Below are 19,571 nucleotides of genomic sequence, written 5' to 3' on the forward strand. Positions count from 1 at the left end.
GGCCGGGCCCAGATGGAGGCCATGGCCGGGACCATCCGTTCCTGGAGGCCCGAGGTCGTTTTATGCAGTCCCCTTGTCCGGGCCAAGGACAGCGCGGCCATCCTGGTCGGAGCGGACGGTCCGAAATTGATCGTTGTTCCCGATCTGGCCGAGATCGACCTGGGCGACTGGGAGGGGTTGACCGTGGCCGAGGTCCAGACCAGATTCCCTGGCGAATACGAACGTAGAGGCCGGGATCTGGCCGGATATCGCCCCCGGGGCGGAGAGAGCTTCGAGGATCTGGCCCGGCGGACCGTGCCCGTTCTCGAATCCCTGCCCGGAAAAGGCCCGGTCCTGGTCGTGGCCCACGCCGGGGTGAACCGGGTCCTTTTCTGCCACGTCCTGGGCCTGCCTCTGGCCAATCTCTTTCGTCTGGGCCAGGACCCGGGCTGCCTGAACGTGCTTCAGGCCGGGGACAAAGGCTGGCTGGCGAAGGTCATGAATCGCGACCGCGAAGGGCTTTTGCCCTCCCTTCCGGCATCGGGCTTTTGAATACATATTTTTTCAGAATTTTCTCTTTTTCTCACTACATCGTTGTTGAAGGCTCATCCCCATACCAGCCGGATTTTCTTATTTTTTGCGTGAACCAAGCGGTGAGAGTCAAGACTTCGCCTTGACGTGTCTTTGCGCTCGGAATACGTACTTCATGATCATCCACATATCTTTCGGCTCCGTCCCCGGGGCCTGGGGAGAGGAAGAACATGTCTCGGAAGACGGCATCGGCTCCCTTGAGTCCGGAAGAGACCCGGACTTGGATCGTCCGCTATCGGAAGTATTCGAAGATCTATGCCTGGAGCTTTTTGATCCTTCTTCTACCGGTCATTTTTGTGGTCATCTGGATAAGCATGGGCGAGTTGAACCGGGACGTGTTTTTGTCCCTTGGATTTTTCGCCGTGGTCACGGTGCTTTTGGCTCTGTGGACCAGGAAGAGGGCCGCCAGGAGCTGGACCGGGCAGGTGGCCGACAAGTTCGTGAAGACCGTCCACTTCAGGGCCAACGAGAACCGTCCGGCCCGGACCGAGCAGCGGCCGATGGTCGAGTTCCGGACCGACCGGGGCAAGAAGGTCGTCTTGCGGGCCGGAGCCGATCAGTTCGGGTATTTCGAGGTCGGGGACCGGGTCTTCAAGGTCTCGGGCCTGGAGTGGCCGGAAAAGGAGAGCCTGGACGGGGACCGGCGGTTGTGCATGATCTGTGGGGCCTTGGTGTCGACGGAGAACGGGGCCTGTGGCCGGTGCCGGGGACCGATCCCGGACCATGCCGTCATGCGGGACATGGCCGGTTGAGCATCCGACCGGGTCCACCGTTCGGGAACGAAAACCATTTCATCCAGTCAGGCAGGAGACCGAATATGTCCGAACACACCGCCACCAATGTCCTGCGGGCCGCCACCCGGGATCTGCACGGCCAGATCGAGAATACCCCCCTGGCCCGGGCCTTTCTTGACGGATCCCTGAACATCGAGGCCTATGTGGGCGTCATCCGGGTTCTGACTGCGATTCAAGCCCCGTTGGAGCGGCAGCTGCCAGTCAGCGACGACCCTCTGGTGGCCAGAGTCTGGACAGGAGAGCTTGGCCGCCTCGAAGCACTCCTCGACGACAATGACTTCTTCCGCCGCAAGCTCATCCCGGATTCTCCTGGCGCTGTTAGGGCCGGAATTCGGGCGGCCTCGCACATCCTGCTTATGGCCAAGGAAAATCCGGCGGCCCTGCTGGGGGCCGCGTATGTTCTGGGCGGGTCCACCAAGGGAGCCGTCATCCTCGCCCCCCGGGTGGCCCAGTCCCTAGGACTTTCCCCAGGCCGGGGCCTGTCCTATCTGACCCGCCATGCCGCGGCCGGGCCGTCCGAGTGGGACCGGACGGCCGAGGTTTTCGACATGGCCGTGACGGACCCGAACGATATCCAGGCCATGACGACCACGGCCCTGACCATCTTCCACTGTCTGCTGGAGGCCTTCGAGGCCCTCTGGCCCCTGGATAAACAAACAATGCGGTACACGGTGACCGGTCTGAACCCGGAAGCCGGGAATCACGCCGTGCCCCAGGACCGCCGTGACCTGGAAGCAGTGCTCCGGGCCACGGACCGCTGTCTGGCCGAACATCCCTATTTCATGCTCCGTTACGGCCTGCGTGGTCTGAGGTTTTCCGACGCCGACGGGGCCTGGCTGGCAACCCTGCCCGGCCTGGGTGCCGAAACCACGAGAAGCCAGGTGGATTGGCTGGCCGGAGTGCTGGCGGCCCGGGGAATTCCGAGGATTCTGTTGGCCAGGCACCTGGAGATTCTGAGCGAGGAGCTGTCCGAGGCCCGCCCTGATCGGGATGGACACAGGCATCTTCTGGCAGCCGAGGCCGACAGACTTCGGGTCGAAACCGGGTGGGCCAAGGCGGACCTGGAAGGGTATGTCCGCCGCATGGAGCAGAGACTGGGCTGGAAGGAGGATTTTTTCTGCCGGGAGGCCGTCCAACTGTTGGCTTCGGCCATGGCCGATGAGGCCTCCGGGCTCAAACAGGCGGTTTCAAGCCTGACGGTTTGGCTGGCCGATCCCTCCAGGTTTTCCCGAGAGTGGGTGGAGAACGTGACCTTCATCCTGGCCGATATGGAAAAGGCGATCAAATCCGGCGATACAAAGGATTGAACCGTGGCAGAATCACGTTCATCGTCAACTGGTCCGGATCTGGGTCCGGTTCGGCCCTGGGATGGTCCGGTCTTTGCCCTGGCCCCCAACGCCATGTTCGTTGCGGACCGCGAAGTCAGAATCGTCGAGGCCAACCGGGCCGCCGTGGCAATGGTCGGAAAACCCCGGACAGAGATGCTGGACAAGGTTTTCGGGGATGCCTTCGACTGCTTAAACATGCTGGGAGGAACAACCTGCGGCCAAAGCGAGAACTGTTCCGAATGCAAGATCCGTAACGGCGTCAACCGGGCCATGGAGACCGGCGAGGCCGTGGGCGAGGTTGAAGTCCGTCTGGCCTTGGCCGGGGAAGACGTCTTGCGGACCATCGAGGCCCTGGTCTCGGTCGTGCCGATTCGACATCATGAGCAGGACTTCTTTCTTCTGACCCTGACCGACATCTCCGGCCTCAGACAGGCCGAGAGCGATCTGGCCCTGTCGGAGATCCGGTTCCAGAGTATTCTGGACGGGATGGATGCCGTGGCCATCCGGGGTTTCGCCCTGGACGGGACCGTCCGCTACTGGAACCGGGCCTCGGAGCGGTTTTATGGGTATTCGGTCGAGGAGGCCGTGGGCCGGAATATCCTGGAACTGATCATTACCCCGGAAATGCAGTCCCAGGCCCGGACGGCCTTGTCCCGGATGGCCGCATCCGGAAAACGGATTCCGGCCCGGGAGCTGACCCTACGCCACAAGAAAGGCCATCCGGTGACGGTTTTTTCCAGCCATGTCCTGGCCTCCATGCCCAGGGGGGGAATGGAGTGCTTCAGCATCGACGTGGACCTGACCGAGCGGAAGCGGGTCGAAGCAGCCGTGGTTGAGCAGAACGATCTGCTTCAGGCCCTGCTCTCCAGCGCCCCCCTGGGCATTGCCGTCCTGGATGCGAACGGGCGATTCCTGAAGGTCAACACCTGGTTCGTTCAGCTTTTCGGCTGGACTCTGGATACCCTGGTTCATGCCGACGATTGGTTCCGGCTGGCCTATCCAGACCCGGTCTACCGGGAAGAGGTCCTGGCCCAGTGGGCCGAGGCCCTGAAGACTGGGTGGGCCAAGGGCGAGTATTCCGTGACCTGCGCCAACGGCACGGTCAAGGAAATTGACATGCGAGCCGCCGCCTTGCCCTCGGGTCACGTGGTGGTTTCGGCGGCTGACATCACGGATCGCAAGCAGGCCCGGGAGGAACGGGAACGACTCCAGGCCCAGCTCCTTCAGGCTCAGAAGATGGAGTCCATGGGGATCATGGCCGGGGGCGTGGCCCACGACTTCAACAATCTCCTCCAGGCCATGGGCGGCAATATTCAGATCCTCCTGGCGGACAAGTCTTTGGGTCATCCGGATCGGTCCAGGCTGGCCACGGTGGAGCGGGCCATCGACCGGGCCGCGGGGCTGGTTCGACAGCTTCTGATCTTCAGCCGAAAGGCCGAGGTCGGCCGGGCCCTGGTCAATTTGAACCAGGAGGTGGAGGAGGCCGTCACGATTCTGGAGAGGGCCATTTCCAAGATGATCTCTGTGCAGATCGATTTGGACTCGAATTTGCGGCCTGTGGCCGCCGATCCGGTTCAGATCGATCAGGTCCTTCTCAACCTGGGGCTCAACGCGGTGGACGCTATGGGCGAGACCGGGATTCTCTCTCTGAAAACCCGAATCGTGGACCTGAACGAGGCGGACGTGGCCCGGCTTCCGGGCCTGAGGCCAGGGCCCCATGTTCGTCTGCGGGTCTCTGACACCGGATGCGGCATGGACGTTCGGACCCTGGAACGGATCTACGACCCCTTCTTCACCACCAAGGCCGTGGGCAAGGGCACCGGTCTGGGGCTGGCCATGGTCTGGGGCATCGTCACTACTCATGGGGGGCATATCCGGTGCGACAGCCGTCCGGGCCAGGGTACGACCTTCACCATCCACTGGCCGGTTGCCGAGGGCGAGATCGAGTCCAAGCCGGAAATGATCGAGCCTTCGGGCGATGCCGGATCCGGTTCGGAGACCATCCTGGTCGTGGATGACGAGCCCGATATACGGGAGGCGACCGAGGAGATTCTCAAAGGGGCCGGCTACACGGTTCTTTCGGTCGGCAGCGGCGAAGAGGCCTTGGCCCTGCACGCCGAACTGGGCCGGGGCATCGGTCTGGTGATTCTGGACCTGGGTATGCCGGGCATGGGTGGCCGAACCTGTCTGCGGCGTCTCCTGGAGCGTGACCCCGGGTTGCCGGTGATCGTGGCCAGCGGGTACTCCACGGCAGACATGAAGGAGGAAATCCACGCGGCCGGGGCGGCCTTGTTCCTGAGCAAGCCCTACCGTCTGAAGGATTTGCTGGCCGGGGTTCACCGCCTCCTGATTCGGGTCGGTCAGACCGATTAGATCTGATTTACGGCAGTGGCTGTTTTGGCTTACGCCTGATATGGGTGGAGCATCCCTTCACCTTCCGAACCAACGGAGCCGATCATGACGCAGCAGAACACATCCCGTGGGAAAGGAAACGGCCTGACGGCGGTCCCGGCCGGGTTTGAAGCCTTCCATGGTCTGGTGGAAAACGCTCCCATCGGGGTGTTCATCTCCACCCTCGAGGGGTGCTACATGTCGGTCAATCCGGCCATGGCCGCCATGTACGGCTATGCCTCTCCCGAGGAAATGGTCGGCTCGGTGACCGACATCGCCAGGCAGACCTATGTCTACCCCGAGGATCGGGAACGGTTTCTGGCCCTGTTCGACGAAAAGGGAGAGGTCAAGGGTTTTGAATCCCTTCAGCAACGCAAGGACGGGACGACCTTCTGGACCTCGGAGTCGGCCCGTCAGGTCCGGGACGAGAGCGGAGCGATCCTTCACATGCAGGGTTTTGTGGCGGACATCACCCGGCTGAAAACGGCCGAGGCCGATTTGATGCATAAAAACAGGCTTTTGGAAGGTATTCTGGACAACATCCCGGACATGATGAGCGTCAAGCGGCCCGATCTCTCCCTGGTTCGATACAACAAGGCCGGATACGGGTTCCTGAACATGACCGAGCAGGATGTGCAGGGCCGGAAATGCTACGAGATCATCGGTCGGGACAGGCCATGTGAGGTCTGCGCCACTCTGGAGGCAAAGCGGACGGGCCGGGCGGCTTCGGTCGAGAACTATGTTTCCGAACTGGACCTGCACCTGGATTGCCGGGCCAACCCGATCTTCGGCCAGGACGGACGGATCGAGTATGTGGTCGAACTCATCCGGGACGTGACGGCCAGAAAGAAGGCCGAGGAGGAACTGGCCCGGGCCAGGGAGCGGGCCGACGAGGCCAATCGGGCCAAGAGCGAGTTTCTGGCCAATATGAGCCACGAGATCCGGACGCCCCTGAACGGAATTCTGGGCATGATGCAGCTCCTCCAGGCCAGTACCCTGAACGAGGAACAGCAGAATTTCGTCCGTTTGGCCGTGGTCTCCACGGAGCGGTTGTCCCGTCTCCTGTCGGACATCCTGGACCTCTCCAGGGTCGAAGCCGGCAAGATGTCGGTCATCGAAACCGAGTTCGCCGTGGCCGGTCTGGGCGATTCGGTGTCCCAGTTGTTCACGACCTTGGCCCGGGAGAAGCGGGTGGCCCTGGACTGCGACATCGACCCGGCCATGCCGGCCAGGCTGGTGGGGGACGAGGCCCGGGTCCGGCAGATTCTCTTCAATCTGGTGGGCAACGCCCTGAAGTTCACGGATCGCGGCCGGGTCTCGGTCCGGATGATCCCGATTTTCGCCGGCGGCCGGGGGCTTCGGGTCCTGTTCAGCGTGTCCGATACCGGCATCGGCATCCCCGAGGACAAGCTGGACGAATTGTTCAAGCCTTTTGTCCAGGTGGATGGGTCCTACACCAGGAGCCACCAGGGAGCCGGCCTGGGCCTGGCCATTGTCCGCCGCCTGGTCGAGGTCATGGGTGGGAACATCACCATCGACAGCTCCGTGGGGGAGGGCACCGCGGTCCATGTCCTGCTTCCCTTCAAGACTCCGAAATCCAAGGGCGAGGCCGCGAGGCCGGACGCCTTCGGTCCGTCCGAGGACACGGCCCCGGGCCTGAGGATTCTCCTGGCCGAAGACGATCGTCTGAATCAGGTGGCCATGAGCAAGCTCCTGGAAAAGTCCGGTCACAAGGTGACCGTGGCCGAGGACGGGGCCCAGGCCTTGGAGTTCCTGGAGGGCCGTGAGTTCGACTGCGTGTTCATGGACATTCAGATGCCGGTCATGAACGGGGTGGAGACCACCCGGGCCATTCGCGGCTCCAGGGTCCTGGGCCCGAAGAGGAACATTCCCATCATCGCCCTGACGGCCTACGCCATGACCGGGGACCGGGAGAAATTTCTGGCCGTCGGCATGAACGACTATCTGGCAAAGCCGGTCCGGTTGGAGGATTTGGCCCGGGTGACGGCCAAAATCGTCGAAGCGAGGGATGCTCAAGCCGGGAGGGAGTGATGCGTTGCGCGGAAACGGCGACCGAAAAACAAGACGGGCTTGAGCCCCGGATCATCGATTCCCTGCGAGAGACTGACCAGCGGTTCCGGACTCTGTTTCGGGAAATGCTCGACGGCTTTGCCCTGCACGAGATGCTTTTCGACGAAGAGGGTCGTCCGGCGGACTATCGGTTTCTGGAGGTCAACCCGGCCTTCGAGCGGATGACCGGACTCAAATTCCGAGACATCGTCGGGAAGACCGTGCTGGAGGTCCTGCCGGGGACGGAGCGGTATTGGATCGAGACCTACGGTCGGGTGGTGGAGAGCGGGGAGCCGGTTTTGTTCGAGAGTTATTCCGGGGCCGTGGGTCGGCATTTCCAGGTCCGGGCCTTTCGGCCGGAGCCGGGAAAGTTCGCCTGCATCTTTGTCGACATCACCGAACGGAAAAGGGCCGAAGACACCTTGGCCCATCGGGACCGGCTCATGGAGGCCACGGCCTTCAGCGCCTTGGCGCTTTTGCGGACTGCAGACCCGGCATCGAGCGTCAACGAGGTCCTGGCCCGCCTGGGCCAGGCCACGGAAGCGGACCGGGTATACATCTTCCGCAACCATCCCGACACCGAGACCGGGAGTATCCTGTTCAGCCAGACCCACGAGTGGACCCGGGAGGGTGTTGTCCCTCAGATCGGGAATCCCCGGCTCCGGAATCTGTCCTACAACGAGGTCTGTCCCCGCTGGTTCAGGGAACTGTCGTCCGGACGGAGCGTCACCGGGCTGGTCCGGGATTTTCCGGAATCGGAGCGTGCTGATCTGGAGGCCCAGGGGATACAGAGCCTTCTGGCCGTGCCCATCGACGTTTCTGGACGATTCTGGGGTTTACTGGGCTTTGATGCCGTGTTTTCGGCCAGGACCTGGACGGAGACCGAGGAGCACGTTCTGCGCATCGCCGCCGGAAGTCTGGGCGCGGCCATGGCCAGGGCCGAGTCCAGACAGATCATCGCCCGGCAGAGGGACCTTCTCCACGGCCTGTTCCAGAGCCTGCCCGTGGGAGTGGCGGTCTGGGAGGCCGACGGTCGGTTGGCCCAGGTCAATCCGGGCTTCGTCGAACTGACCGGCTACGGCCCGGGAGAGATCCGGAATCTGGACGACTGGTTCGCCCTGGCCTATCCCGAGGGGAACCTTCGAGACGAGGTTTTGGCCGATTGGACAATGGCCCTGCAGAATTCAGACGTGGCCGTGCGGGAGTACCCGGTGATGTGTCGAGACGGAACCATCAAGCACGTTGGGTTCCGGGGAGCTTTTCTGGCCGGCGGCCGGGCCGTGGTGACCATGACCGACGCCACCGAGGCCAAGGCGGCCCGGGAGACCCTCATCCGGGCCAAGAATCTCGCCGAACAGGCCAATCGGGCCAAGAGCGAGTTCCTGGCCAACATGAGCCACGAGATCCGGACGCCCATCAACGGGATCATGGGCATGATGCAGGTCCTTCGGGCCACGGCCCTCGACCACGACCAGAACGAGTCCGTGGATCTGGCCATCGCCTCGGCCGGGCGGTTGACCCGGCTCCTCTCGGACATCCTGGATTTGTCCCGGGTCGAGGCCGGAGTCATGGATATCCGGAGGGAAGCCTTCAGCATGGCCGAGGTCCTCGATTCCGTGGCCGGCCTGTTCCTGCTGGAGTCCAGGGAGCGGAAGATCGATCTGAAATGCACTCTGGATCCCAGGCTGCCCGGAGTCCTCCTCGGCGACGAGGCCAGGGTACGGCAGATTCTCTTCAACATGACGGCCAATGCCTTGAAGTTCACCGAAAAAGGCCGGGTCGAGGTCTCTGTTTCGCTTCTTCCTGAACACCGACCAAACCAGGCCCGTGTCCTCCTTGCCGTGGCCGACACAGGCGTGGGCATCCCCGACGACAAGGTCGGAGTGCTGTTCCGCCCCTTCGTCCAGGTGGACGGATCCCATACACGCAGACACCAAGGGGCCGGTCTGGGCTTGGCCCTGATTCGAAGGCTGGCCGAACTCATGGCCGGCAGCGTGGCCGTGGACAGCGAATCGGGCCGAGGTACTTCGGTTTATGTTTCACTTCCGTTCACGACCCCTGACATCGAACACGATTCATCAAACATGGAGCACAGCATGACCGACACAAGCAGGAAAGGGTTGCGAGTCCTTTTGGCCGAAGACGAACCGTCCAATTTCATCCCGTTCCAGCGCCTGCTCCAGAAGCTGGGGCACGAGGTCGTTCTGGCCGAGAATGGCAGGGACGTGTTGAAGCGGCTGGAAGAGCGCGAATTTGATTGCATCCTCATGGACATCCAGATGCCGATCATGACCGGCCTGGAGGCCACCCTGGCCATCAGGAACTCCACGACTTTTTCCGAGTCCACGCGGAACATCCCCATTGTGGCCTTCACGGCCCACGCCATGGACGGTGACCGCGAGAACTTCCTGGCCGCGGGCATGAACGACTACCTGTCCAAGCCGGTGCTCATCGAAGATGTGGAACGGGTCCTGCGCAAGGTCACCGGTCGGGCCGAGTGAGAAGACCCGGACCCGTGGACCCGGGTTCGATGAGTCACGGGAGGTCCTGATGACGGCACCGGAGCGAGATATGGCCCGGTCCAGAGACATTATGTTCCTGCTCGGAGCACTGGCCTGGGTTCTGACTCTGGCCATTTCTCTGGCCTGGAATTTGGTCCAGACGGACAGGTCTATGATCGCCTTTGCCCGGTCCAACGCCCGGGCGGCCTTTGCCAAGGACCTCGTGTACCGGCGCTGGGCGAGCATGCACGGCGGATTGTATGTCCAGCCCAGCGAGGCCACACCACCTAATCCTTATCTCTCCCACATTCCGGATCGAGACCTGACGGCCACGGACGGGCGTCGCCTGACCCTGATCAATCCGGCCTACATGACCCGTCAGGTCCACGAACTGGGTGATGCCAAACTCGGCCTGCTGGGCCATATCACCAGCCTGGATCCGATCCGGCCCGAAAACGGGCCCGACGAATGGGAGGCCAAGGCCCTGCGGTCTTTGGCCGATGGGGCCTGGGAAGTCACGAAGGTCGCAGATCTCAACGGGGAACCCCATTTCCGGTTCATGCGGGCGTTGATGACCGAGGAGAGCTGTCTCAAATGCCACGGCGTCCAGGGGTACAAGGTGGGTGAGATTCGGGGAGGGATTAGCGTATCCGTGCCACTGGAATCGTATATGGCCGACGTCGCGTTTCAGTACCGGTTGCTGGTCTCGGCTCACGTCCTGATCGGACTTCTCGGGCTGGCCGGACTGTGGATGGCGTGGCGGCTGGACCGCAGATCCACAAAGGCCTTGCAGGAAAGCGAGGCCATGTACCGGGACGTGCTTTCCAGCATCTCCGACGCCGTGTTCTTGACCGATCTCCAGGGCCGGTTGACCTTTGTCTGCCCCAACGTGCAAACCATTTTCGGTCTGAGCCGGGAGGAGGCTTCGGGTCGAGGCTCCATCGTTTCCATTCTTGGAAGCATGGTCTTTGGTCCCGGGCAGCTCCGGGACGAGGGTGACGAGCTGGTCAACCAAGAACAGACCATTACTCGTCCCGACGGCCGGGAGCGCCATCTGTTGGTCAACGTCAAGCGCATCGCCATCCAGGGGAGCGAAGTCCTCTACACCTGCCGGGACGTGACCGAACGGAGGCTGGCCCAATCCGAGGCCCGCGAACGGGCTAGGACCATCAGGATTTTTTATGACCTGGTCAACAGCAGTAACAATATCGTAGTGGCTAAGGACACCGGGCTTCGCTACCTGCTGGTCAACGCGGCCTACACCGATCTGACAGGTTGGACCAACGAGCAGGTCATCGGGCGGACGGACGAGGAGCTTTTCGAGGGCAAGGCCACGCCGGAGCAGATCGCCGGGTTCATGGCCAACGACCGGGCCGCGTTGGCCCTGCCTCCGGGCGAGATCCTCACGTCCGAAGAGGGGATCACCGAGTCCGACGGACAGGTGCGGACTTTTTGGACCCGGAAATTTCCAATTTTCATGGATGGCGTGCTCCTGGGTACCGGGACCATGACCACCGAGATCACAGAACTGAAACGGGTTCAGGCCGAATTGGAACAGGCCAGGGACGCGGCTGAGGAGTCCAGCCGAATCAAGACCGAGTTCCTGGCCAACATGAGTCACGAGCTTCGGACCCCCCTGAACGGCATCCTGGGGATGATGCAACTTTTGCGGACCACAGACGTCGACGAGGAGAAGCAGGGGTACGTGGGCATGGCCGAGCGTTCGGCCCAGAGGCTGTCCGAGCTTCTGAGCGACATTCTGGACCTGGTCAAGATCGAGGCCGGGCGGATGCCGCTGAAGCCCAAGGCCTTTCGGCCTGAGGAAATTTTGCAGGCAGTCTCGGACGCCTTTGGCATGACCTGCCATCAGAAGGGCCTTGAACTCGTTCTCCACAGAGTGGACGAATTTCCCGGCAGCATGCTGGGTGACAAGGCCAGAATACTGCAGGTGGTCTTTAACCTGGTGGGTAACGCCTGCAAATACACGGACGAGGGCAAGGTGGAGGTCGAGATTTCAGGTTTCAAATGCTTCGACGAGGTTCCGTTCCGGCTGATGGTCCGAGTCCGGGACACGGGCATCGGTATCCCGGACGAGATCCAGAACGGCCTGTTTGAGCCCTTTGTCCAGGCCGACGGGTCCATGACGAGAAAATACCAGGGGGCTGGCCTGGGCCTAGCTCTGGTCAAACGACTGGTGATTCTCATGGGCGGCCATCTGGCCTTGGAAAGCCGTGAGGGCCATGGAACCACGGTATACGTGACCATTCCCGTGGAGGTCGGCACGTCGTATTTGAAGACCTCGGCCTGATTCCACCGCCGTCCAGGTCCTGGGCACGGTCAAGGAAGGCGACTGGAACAAAGTGGAGCCGGGGGTCCATTCCCTTCCGGATCGGCGGGATCGACCCGGAAGATTCACAAAGGCGGCGAGTCCCGCAGGGTATTTGGCACCTCTCCCAGCGGGTTTTTGGCCTGAAAATGATCGAAAATTCAATTTGGGTAATCCGTCACCGTTTCGATGTGACCGCTTTCACAGACGAGATCATTGTTGTCTGGGATAGTCCGGTTCATGTTTGAAACAATGACCTGGAGGTGCCCCATGAAGACGAAGGCGATGCGTATAGTCCCCTTGTGTGTTTTGGCGTTCGTGTTGGCCGTTTTTGGCTTGGCCTGGGCCGAATCTCTTGAGGTGAAGCTCGACGTGAAGGTCAAAGACGGCAAGATCTCATGCGCCTGGACCGGGTATCAGGGTCAGGATTTTAAATATTACAAATTGTTGCGCAATAGATTTCCCGGAGCGAAATATCCAGAGGACGGGTACCTTTTCTATTCGACCGACCCCGGGATCACGACTTACCTCGACAAGAACCCCTTGGGTGGAGTTTCGTACTACAGGGCCTGCATCGTTTTGGACAACGGCGGCAAGTATTACTCTTCAAGCGTCAAGGTTGAGATGGGCGAGGCGCCGGAACCAGAAGATCTGAAACTCGAAGCCGAGGTCACGGATGCGGGGAACGTGGTTCTGACCTGGACGAGATTCATGGGATCGGATTTTAGATTCTACAAGGTTTTGAGGAACGAGTTTCCAGGCGCCGAGTACCCCAGGGACGGATACCTGGCCGTCATCTCCAACCAAGAAGCCATCGGCCACACGGATTCCGACCCTCTTCCGGGGACTTCCTACTATCGTCTTTGCGCCGTGACCGGAACCGACAAGTACTATTCCGAGAGTGTGAAGGTCGAGATGGGCGAGGACCCTGGGAGGATCGAGGTAACTATCGGAGCCGGCAAGACCTTTGGGCCTGCTCCGTTGAGTGTCGTTTTCAGGGCAACGGCCAAGAAGGCCGGCGAGTGCCTCTTCCGCTGGGACATGGGTGACGGTACGGTCTTGTCCGGGGCCGAAGTCCGGCACACCTTCAGGGTGGAAGGCTCGTACACCGTGACCGTCCTGGCCACGGACAGGGCCGGGCGTACCGGGGAGTCTTCGATGGAGGTGAATGTTCTGGCCTCCGGCAATGCAACGGAGTACGCCTATATTTTGCCCTACTACACGTCCAGGGCCAATGAATGGACCGGGGTCGGCCTGACCAACGAAAGTCAGAAGGGCGAAGCCCATGTCAGCATCGAAGTCTACGACCAGTCGGGGGGCCTGATCTTCGGAGAGGATGTCGGCCAGCCAATTCCTCCCCAGGGGCAAATCGCCCAGGTCATCTCCGGTTTTTCCCGGACAGAGGGTTGGATGCTCATTCGGTCAGACGCTCCATTGACCGGTCTGTCCTTTTTCGGCACGAACGGCGTTGGCAACTACATGGCTGATATCCCTCTCGTCGATGCCGTCCATCCGGCACTGCGCATTCCCCACGTGGCTCAGGATCGGGAATGGAGCACGATGATCATGGTCTGCAACCCGAATCCGCAAACGGTTGAGGTTGTTTTGACCTTTGTCGGCCAAAACGGCGTCGATGACGGTTCCAGGACACTGGAGATTGATGCTTTGGGCGCGGCCAAGATCAGTCTGTCGGATATCGCCGCCAGCCAAGGAAAGGGCGGGAGTGTCCGCATTGTCAGCGAACCGGGCGTAGCGGCCTTTGCCCTGTACGAAAATTTGAAGTTTAACGGCAAGTGTTTTTCGGGCATCGCCGCAGTGCCCATTGAAAGCGATATTCCGACCGATCCCTTCGAGTAGCGTTGTGTTTTGGGTCTGCCGGATGGTCCGGCAGACCCACCCCTCCAGCGAGACGCCCTCCGTTCAATCGGGGGGCGTCTCGTTTTGTTCAGCGGCGAGCAGGTCTTGCCTTCGGAAGCAATTAGAGGCAGACCGTCGATTTTCAGCTCAACACCAGGAGGACACTCATGGACGACACGCCGGTCCAGCACCAGTACGCCGATGAACTCAGTCATTGCTACGGCTGCGGGAAGAACAACAAATATGGTCTGCATGTCGAGACCCATTGGGATGGGCAGGAAGGCAGGGCCGTCTTTACACCTAGGCCTGAGCACATCGCCGTGCCCGGGTTCGTCTACGGGGGGCTTCTGGCCTCCCTGGTGGACTGTCACGGGGTGGGCACGGCCGCGGCCGCGGCCAGCGAAGGTGGCCTTGTAGGTCGGTTCGTAACGGCCTCGCTTCATGTTGATTTCCTCAAACCGACACCCTTGGGGCCGGAATTGGAGTTGAAGGCCAGAGTTCTGGAGCATCGAGGCCGCAAGATCGTCGTGGAAGTCGAGATCTCGGCCCTGGGTCAAGTCAGGGTCCGGGGCGAAGTCGTGGCCGCGCCCATGCCGACGACAATGAAATCCGAGTGAATCCGTTTCGGGTCTTGCTGGTGCGGTCTCAGTCGTTTTTTTTCTGGGCCTGGTCAGGTCGGTTGTCGGGAGATGGGGGCTTCAAAAGATCGACGAAGGACCGCATCTGGACATCCGAACCGTGCTTGGCCCAGAGCAGGATGCTTTGGTAAAAGGCGAAGCGGCGCATGATCCGCCCGTAGAAAATCCGGATCAGAATATACATTGGCAGGAAATAGAAGGGGTAGAATACGCTGTCGCCGACCCCGGGTAAAGGGAAGGGGAGAGGTAGAGGAATCCCGCCAAAACGGATGTCCATCCAGCCCATGGCGAATGGCACGGGCCAGATGGACAGGGTAAAGGCCCCGGCCTGGCTGAAAAAGTACTTGCCGAAGGCCTCGTGGGCCTGCTTGTTGACGGCTTTGTAGGCGGCTTTGTCCGTGTGTTCCAGGGCCTGAATGGACAAATTGTGATGGCGGACCATTTCGTCCCGATATTTGCCGTAGAGCTTGCGGTTCATTCGTTTGGCGCTCAGGGAAGTGATATCACCGAAGACGACGCAGATCAGGCAAAGAAGGGAACTGCCCAGGAAAAACCCGAGCCATGGTTCATCCACCAGCCGGAAGGCCCAGATGATGTAAGGGTCAAGCCCTAAAAGAATGTTGCGGAGTGTGTCCATGAGCGAAAAAGGCCCCGACAAACGCCGGGGCCTTTGGATACGTTGTGGGAAAGGTCAAGACTAGCCAAACAGCATTTCAATGATTCGAATGCCGAAGAAACCACGGAAAATATAGTCGATGCCCACGTAAAAGGCAAGGACGATGAAGATCCGCTTGAGCAGCTTGTCGGAAAAGTACTTGGACGTCCGAGGACCGATGACCGAACCGATGGCGATGCCGATCATCTCCATGCCGATGAAGGGCCAGTCGATGGGGACGCCCTTGGTCATGAGGGTGACGATACTGGTGATCATGCTGACCAGAACGGCCAGGGCCGAGGTACCGGCGGCCAGATACATGGGCAGCTGGGTGATGCTGGTCAGGAAGGGAACCAGCAAAAATCCTCCGCCGACGCCCAGGAAGGCGGCGATGGCAGCGATGACGATGCCGCCGATGACAGGCAGCAGAGGATTGAAGGTGAATTCGACCCCGCAAAAGGTGAAGCGGACCTGGGTGACCGAGAAGCCCAGGATCTTGACCCCGGTTTCCGGGACTGCTCCGCCGGTCTTCTGGGCCTTGACCGCAGCCTCAAAGGCCTGGGCGGCCTGCTTGGCCTTTTTCTTCTTGGCCTCGCCAGCCGAAGAAGTTTCCCAGAGGAGGTAACAGCCCAAGGCCAGGACAAAGAGGCCGAACCAGCCTTGATATTGGGAGAAGGAAATCTTGCCGGCTGTCAAAGTGGCCGAACCCCAGGCGCCCAGCAGAGAGCCCAGACCAAGGGCCAGACCTAGAGGCAAGACCAGCCGTCCCATTTTCCCGTAGTTGATGGTCGAGATGAGGGCCGAGAGACCGACCAGAAATTGGTTGGAGGCCCTGATGGAGTCAGTGACCGTTTTGTTCAGTTCCGGTGCGGTAGTCTTGAAGCTTTTGGCATAGGCTCCCAAACCGAAAACGGTCATGTGGCCGACACCGGCCATGACGCCGCCGAAGGCGCCGACAGTGGAAAAGATCCAGCCTACCCACACGGCCCAGAGCAGGGCCAGGAAGACGTTCACCTGAGGGCCGCCGGGAATGCCCAGGAATCCGGCCGGAGCGTTCGGATCGATCTGTCCGTCTTCCACGCCTTTGGGTGCCTTGGCGATGGCCTGCTGAAGTTTCGAGCCGGCGGCCGGAGCATCGGCTGCGTAAGCGGCCTGCACGATTTGAATCTTGCCATCGTTCACATCGTCCGGGGCCCAGGATGGGGCCAGAGAAGCCACAAAGAGCAGCAGCATCGTGAACACAACGACGTTCAAGCGTTTCGACATAAGTCCTCCCTTTTCTTCCGTGTTGGAAAGAACGAAAAATTTCAGGACACCATAGTCCCGACAAGCCGGTTTCCCGCAACTTTTTGCCAATTTTCAAATATACGAGTGCCGCCTATCACCTTTTGGTGAAGAAAGGCAATGGTCCATTTTTAGGACTGTCCTTGTTCTTTCTGTCACGTTCCCTCCTGAAGCCCTAGGACGGTGTTGTCTGATAGGGCAGACAATTTAGTGCAAAGTTTCACAAGGTTGTTCCGGCCTATGGAGGACATGTCTTTCAGCGTTTACGGCAGCTCATGGAGTGAGCAGATACAGGCGCTTGAAAGCCGGATCCTGGAGTCCGATGGGCCAAAAGGTCGTGCCGGGCTCGTTCCGGAGGGTGGCCTGACCGTTGGCCAGGCCGAGGTGCAGCCCCCGGGGCGTGGAGAGGCCGATGGTCTTGTCCCGTCCGGTCAGGCGTCCGGTGAACTGGTTGGAGGCCGGGCCGTAGAGAAAGGTCACGCTTCCGTCGGGCCGGATGCGCGCGGCCGTGGACACGGGTACCTGGTCCACATAGGTGGAGGCCTCCCAGGAGATGGTCATCTCTTGGGGACTGGAGGCGATGAAGATGTCACCGTCCTCGGTGGTCAGATCGTCCCAGAGCGGGGCCAGGGCCACTATCTGGGCCAGGGCGTCCACGTCGTTCTTGGGGCCAGGGTCTGCGGACCCGAAGAAAAGAATGCCGTTGGAGGACACGGACATTGTCCGGTAGGTCCGGCCACCCAGAGGGAAGGCAAAGGGGATGTCGGTCGGCCATGAAGCGTCGTCGGCCTGCCAGCCCATGGGAGTTCCAGGGTCTTCCGGAAAAATTTCGCCGGTCTCGGTCTGGATATATTCACCGTATCGGGGGGCCTGGGCCTCGGGGAAGCGTCCGAGCAGGGTGACCTGTCGGCCCAGGTCCCAGGGGTCGCTGATATACGATGGGTGTTCTCCCTGGTTGGCGAGGCTGTGATCGACGAGTTCCGATTTCCATCCGTCGTTGACCAATCCGTAGAGGTAGGCTTCCTCCATGGTCACCAGACCGTCACCGTTGGAATCGCCCCTGGCAGGTTCGGCCAGGGCCCGGGTGACGTGGAAGGAGAATTCGTCGTATTCGTAGTTTGGTGGCATGGCGTAGGAGTATTCCCACCAGCGCGAGGCCGACATGACCACCCGGCCGGGGCCCTTGAGCCGCTCGACCAAGCCTCCGGAGAAGCATTGCTCGAAGATGCCGACCACGATCCCGGCCGGGACCTTGTTCACCTCGGCGGCCATCTCCTCGCCGGTGATGTCCTCGCCCCAGAGGCAGAGAACGACAAAGGGATAATAGTAGGGGTATTCGTTGATTTCCTGGCTCGCGCCGTGGTCGGTGGCGAAGATGTAGAGGATATCCTCGGGGCCGAGGGTGGCGGCCAATTGATCGAAGACCAGGGCAACGGTCTGTCTGGTGGCGTTGTGCTCGATGTCGGGACGGCCGTCGCCGTCGAAGTCCAGGGGGGAGCTCTGGCCGTCGGGCCGGTCCGGGGCCGGATCGGTGCCGTCGGCGAAGAGGACGTGGATGTTGTTGTCTAAAAAGCCGTGGGCCTTCAGGGTGGCAAAGAAATAGGCGCAGTCGTTCCAGTAACGGGGGTAGTTTGACCATTTGTTGGCCCCGCCGGAGATGATGACCGCGTGACGCCTGGCGGCCGGAGTGGAGCCGGCCCGGGTGCGGCCGGAAATGTCTTTTGGACTCTGGATGATGAGATCGGCCTTGGGCCAGGAGGTTAGCTCCTCGAAGTCGTCCATGTTCGTGGGTGGAGTGGTGGCCCGTTCCACGGTCATGGTGCCGTCGGGCGAGACGAGCACAAAGCGGCAGGGGTGATCCCAGTTGGCCTGAGGCAGATCGTCCACGAAGAAGAGCCAGCCAGGACCCCCGTTCAGGGTGATTTCTTTTCGCCAGAGAGGTATTGTTACGGATGGGGCTGAAATCATAGTTTTGGCCGCGTGTACACGGTAGCCATCGGTGCTGTGGCCGAGGAGGTTTTCGACGAGAAAGGCGAAGGCTTGGTTTCGGGTTTCAAGAACAGCCGGAGGGAGAGTCCGGGCGGCGGATCGGAGGGAAGCGAAACCCGCGGGCAGCGTCTTGGCCGTCTTCATGTCCACCCGGGCGTCCCGGCCGACAAAGGCCAGGATGAACGGCGGTCTGGATCCTTCGGGTCGGCGGACGGCCAGAAGCCAGCCCGGACCTTGCCCCAGGCGCAGGGTCTGATTCCCGGCAATGACCTCCATCGGTCCGGTGACGGAATCCGAGCGGGCCAGGATTTCGGTGTAGTCGGTGTCCTCGGCGGACAGGGTGGCGACCAGACGGTCCCGGGCTTGGCTCAACATGGCGATGTCCGTGGTCTGGGCCATGACAGGCGAGGGCAGAGCCAGAAACAGGGCGATGAAAATCATCCATGACCGCATTATATTCGTCATGGTTTTGCACCTGCCCGGCCGCATCCTGGGCCGAGTTTGTCACTATGCAGTTCGCCGGCCGTAGCCCAGTTTTCTCGCTCGAATTCCTCAACGAGCACAGTGATCCATTCGGGCCGAACGTCCAGATGCTCGGCCGCAGCCTGGGTGACTGCCCGGACAAAAGACCGTTTTTGATCAACGGTTCGGCCCTTGGCCAATTTTACGGTTATGATGGGCATAGGTTTGACCCCGTCTGTTATGATTTTGTCTATTGAGGAATTGTGAATGTTTCAGGTGGGTGTGTCAAAGGGCAAAACGGGGACAGGTCATCAAATTTCCCAAGCCCAGAGGTCCCGATCACGGACACAAAATTTTGTGCAGGACGCTCTCGTAGTCTTGCATGGGCTAGATGAGCGGGCGATTTTTTTTATTTGATGGGATACTGCTCTGAGGCGGTCCGGGTGTCGGCCATTTTTAAATTTCGAAATTTTGTTTAAGAAAGTAGTTGACAGTGTTGAGGTGGTCGGTATAGAAGCCATTTCTCTTGAGCGGGAGGGGCGATCTTTTTGCTCAAGGGATTGTGATCATTGGAGAAGTGTGTCGGGTAAAGTTTTTTGACTTTGACGAGTTTGAAAATTTTTCTTGACAGGCAGGACGGGTTTGAATAGATACTGACCTTTCGCGTGAGCGACAAGATCTTTGACAATTAAATAGCGAGCTAGGT

12 protein-coding genes are annotated in these 19,571 nt (G+C 60.6%); 8 read left to right on the forward strand and 4 right to left on the reverse strand.

Annotated features, from left to right (window positions below; translation table 11 throughout):
• From EOM25_07065 to EOM25_07100, 8 genes are all read left to right on the forward strand, one after another.
• A partial coding sequence (locus EOM25_07065) for a histidine phosphatase family protein (GenBank protein NCC24944.1) occupies positions 1-531 on the forward strand: 531 nt, incomplete at its 5' end.
• A 154-nt stretch (positions 532-685) separates the two neighbouring features.
• On the forward strand, positions 686-2,671 hold the full coding sequence (locus EOM25_07070) for a biliverdin-producing heme oxygenase (GenBank protein ID NCC24945.1): 1,986 nt from the start codon (positions 686-688) through the stop codon (positions 2,669-2,671).
• A 3-nt stretch (positions 2,672-2,674) separates the two neighbouring features.
• Positions 2,675-5,065: a PAS domain-containing sensor histidine kinase gene (locus EOM25_07075; protein ID NCC24946.1), complete on the forward strand. Its 2,391-nt coding sequence runs from the start codon at positions 2,675-2,677 to the stop codon at positions 5,063-5,065.
• A gap of 84 nt (positions 5,066-5,149) precedes the next feature.
• A complete protein-coding gene (locus tag EOM25_07080; protein NCC24947.1) occupies positions 5,150-7,135 on the forward strand; it encodes a response regulator in 1,986 nt (661 codons plus the stop codon).
• A complete protein-coding gene (locus EOM25_07085) occupies positions 7,135-9,654 on the forward strand; it encodes a response regulator (protein NCC24948.1) in 2,520 nt (839 codons plus the stop codon). Before EOM25_07080 ends, EOM25_07085 begins: the two co-directional genes overlap by 1 nt.
• On the forward strand, positions 9,611-11,962 hold the full coding sequence (locus EOM25_07090; protein NCC24949.1) for a DUF3365 domain-containing protein: 2,352 nt from the start codon (positions 9,611-9,613) through the stop codon (positions 11,960-11,962). The genes EOM25_07085 and EOM25_07090 overlap by 44 nt, the downstream gene beginning before the upstream one ends.
• A gap of 258 nt (positions 11,963-12,220) precedes the next feature.
• Positions 12,221-13,837, forward strand: coding sequence for a PKD domain-containing protein (locus tag EOM25_07095; GenBank protein ID NCC24950.1), 1,617 nt, complete (start codon positions 12,221-12,223; stop codon positions 13,835-13,837).
• Positions 13,838-14,004: 167 nt separating this feature from the next.
• Positions 14,005-14,454: a PaaI family thioesterase gene (locus EOM25_07100; GenBank protein NCC24951.1), complete on the forward strand. Its 450-nt coding sequence runs from the start codon at positions 14,005-14,007 to the stop codon at positions 14,452-14,454.
• 28 nt (positions 14,455-14,482) lie between these two features.
• On the opposite strand, the gene EOM25_07105 is transcribed toward EOM25_07100, so the two are convergent.
• The 4 genes from EOM25_07105 to EOM25_07120 form a co-directional block, all read right to left on the reverse strand.
• Entirely contained in the window at positions 14,483-15,112 is a 630-nt protein-coding gene (locus tag EOM25_07105) for a hypothetical protein (protein NCC24952.1), read from the reverse strand.
• A 60-nt stretch (positions 15,113-15,172) separates the two neighbouring features.
• Entirely contained in the window at positions 15,173-16,396 is a 1,224-nt protein-coding gene (locus tag EOM25_07110) for a sulfite exporter TauE/SafE family protein (GenBank protein NCC24953.1), read from the reverse strand.
• A 291-nt stretch (positions 16,397-16,687) separates the two neighbouring features.
• Positions 16,688-18,892, reverse strand: coding sequence for a peptidase C13 (locus EOM25_07115; protein NCC24954.1), 2,205 nt, complete (start codon positions 18,890-18,892; stop codon positions 16,688-16,690).
• Positions 18,865-19,086: a 4-oxalocrotonate tautomerase gene (locus tag EOM25_07120; protein NCC24955.1), complete on the reverse strand. Its 222-nt coding sequence runs from the start codon at positions 19,084-19,086 to the stop codon at positions 18,865-18,867. Before EOM25_07120 ends, EOM25_07115 begins: the two co-directional genes overlap by 28 nt.
• Positions 19,087-19,571 lie beyond the last annotated feature (485 nt).

It is taken from the genome of Deltaproteobacteria bacterium, from assembly GCA_009929795.1.
Classification (GTDB): Bacteria; Desulfobacterota; Desulfovibrionia; order Desulfovibrionales; family Desulfomicrobiaceae; genus RZZR01.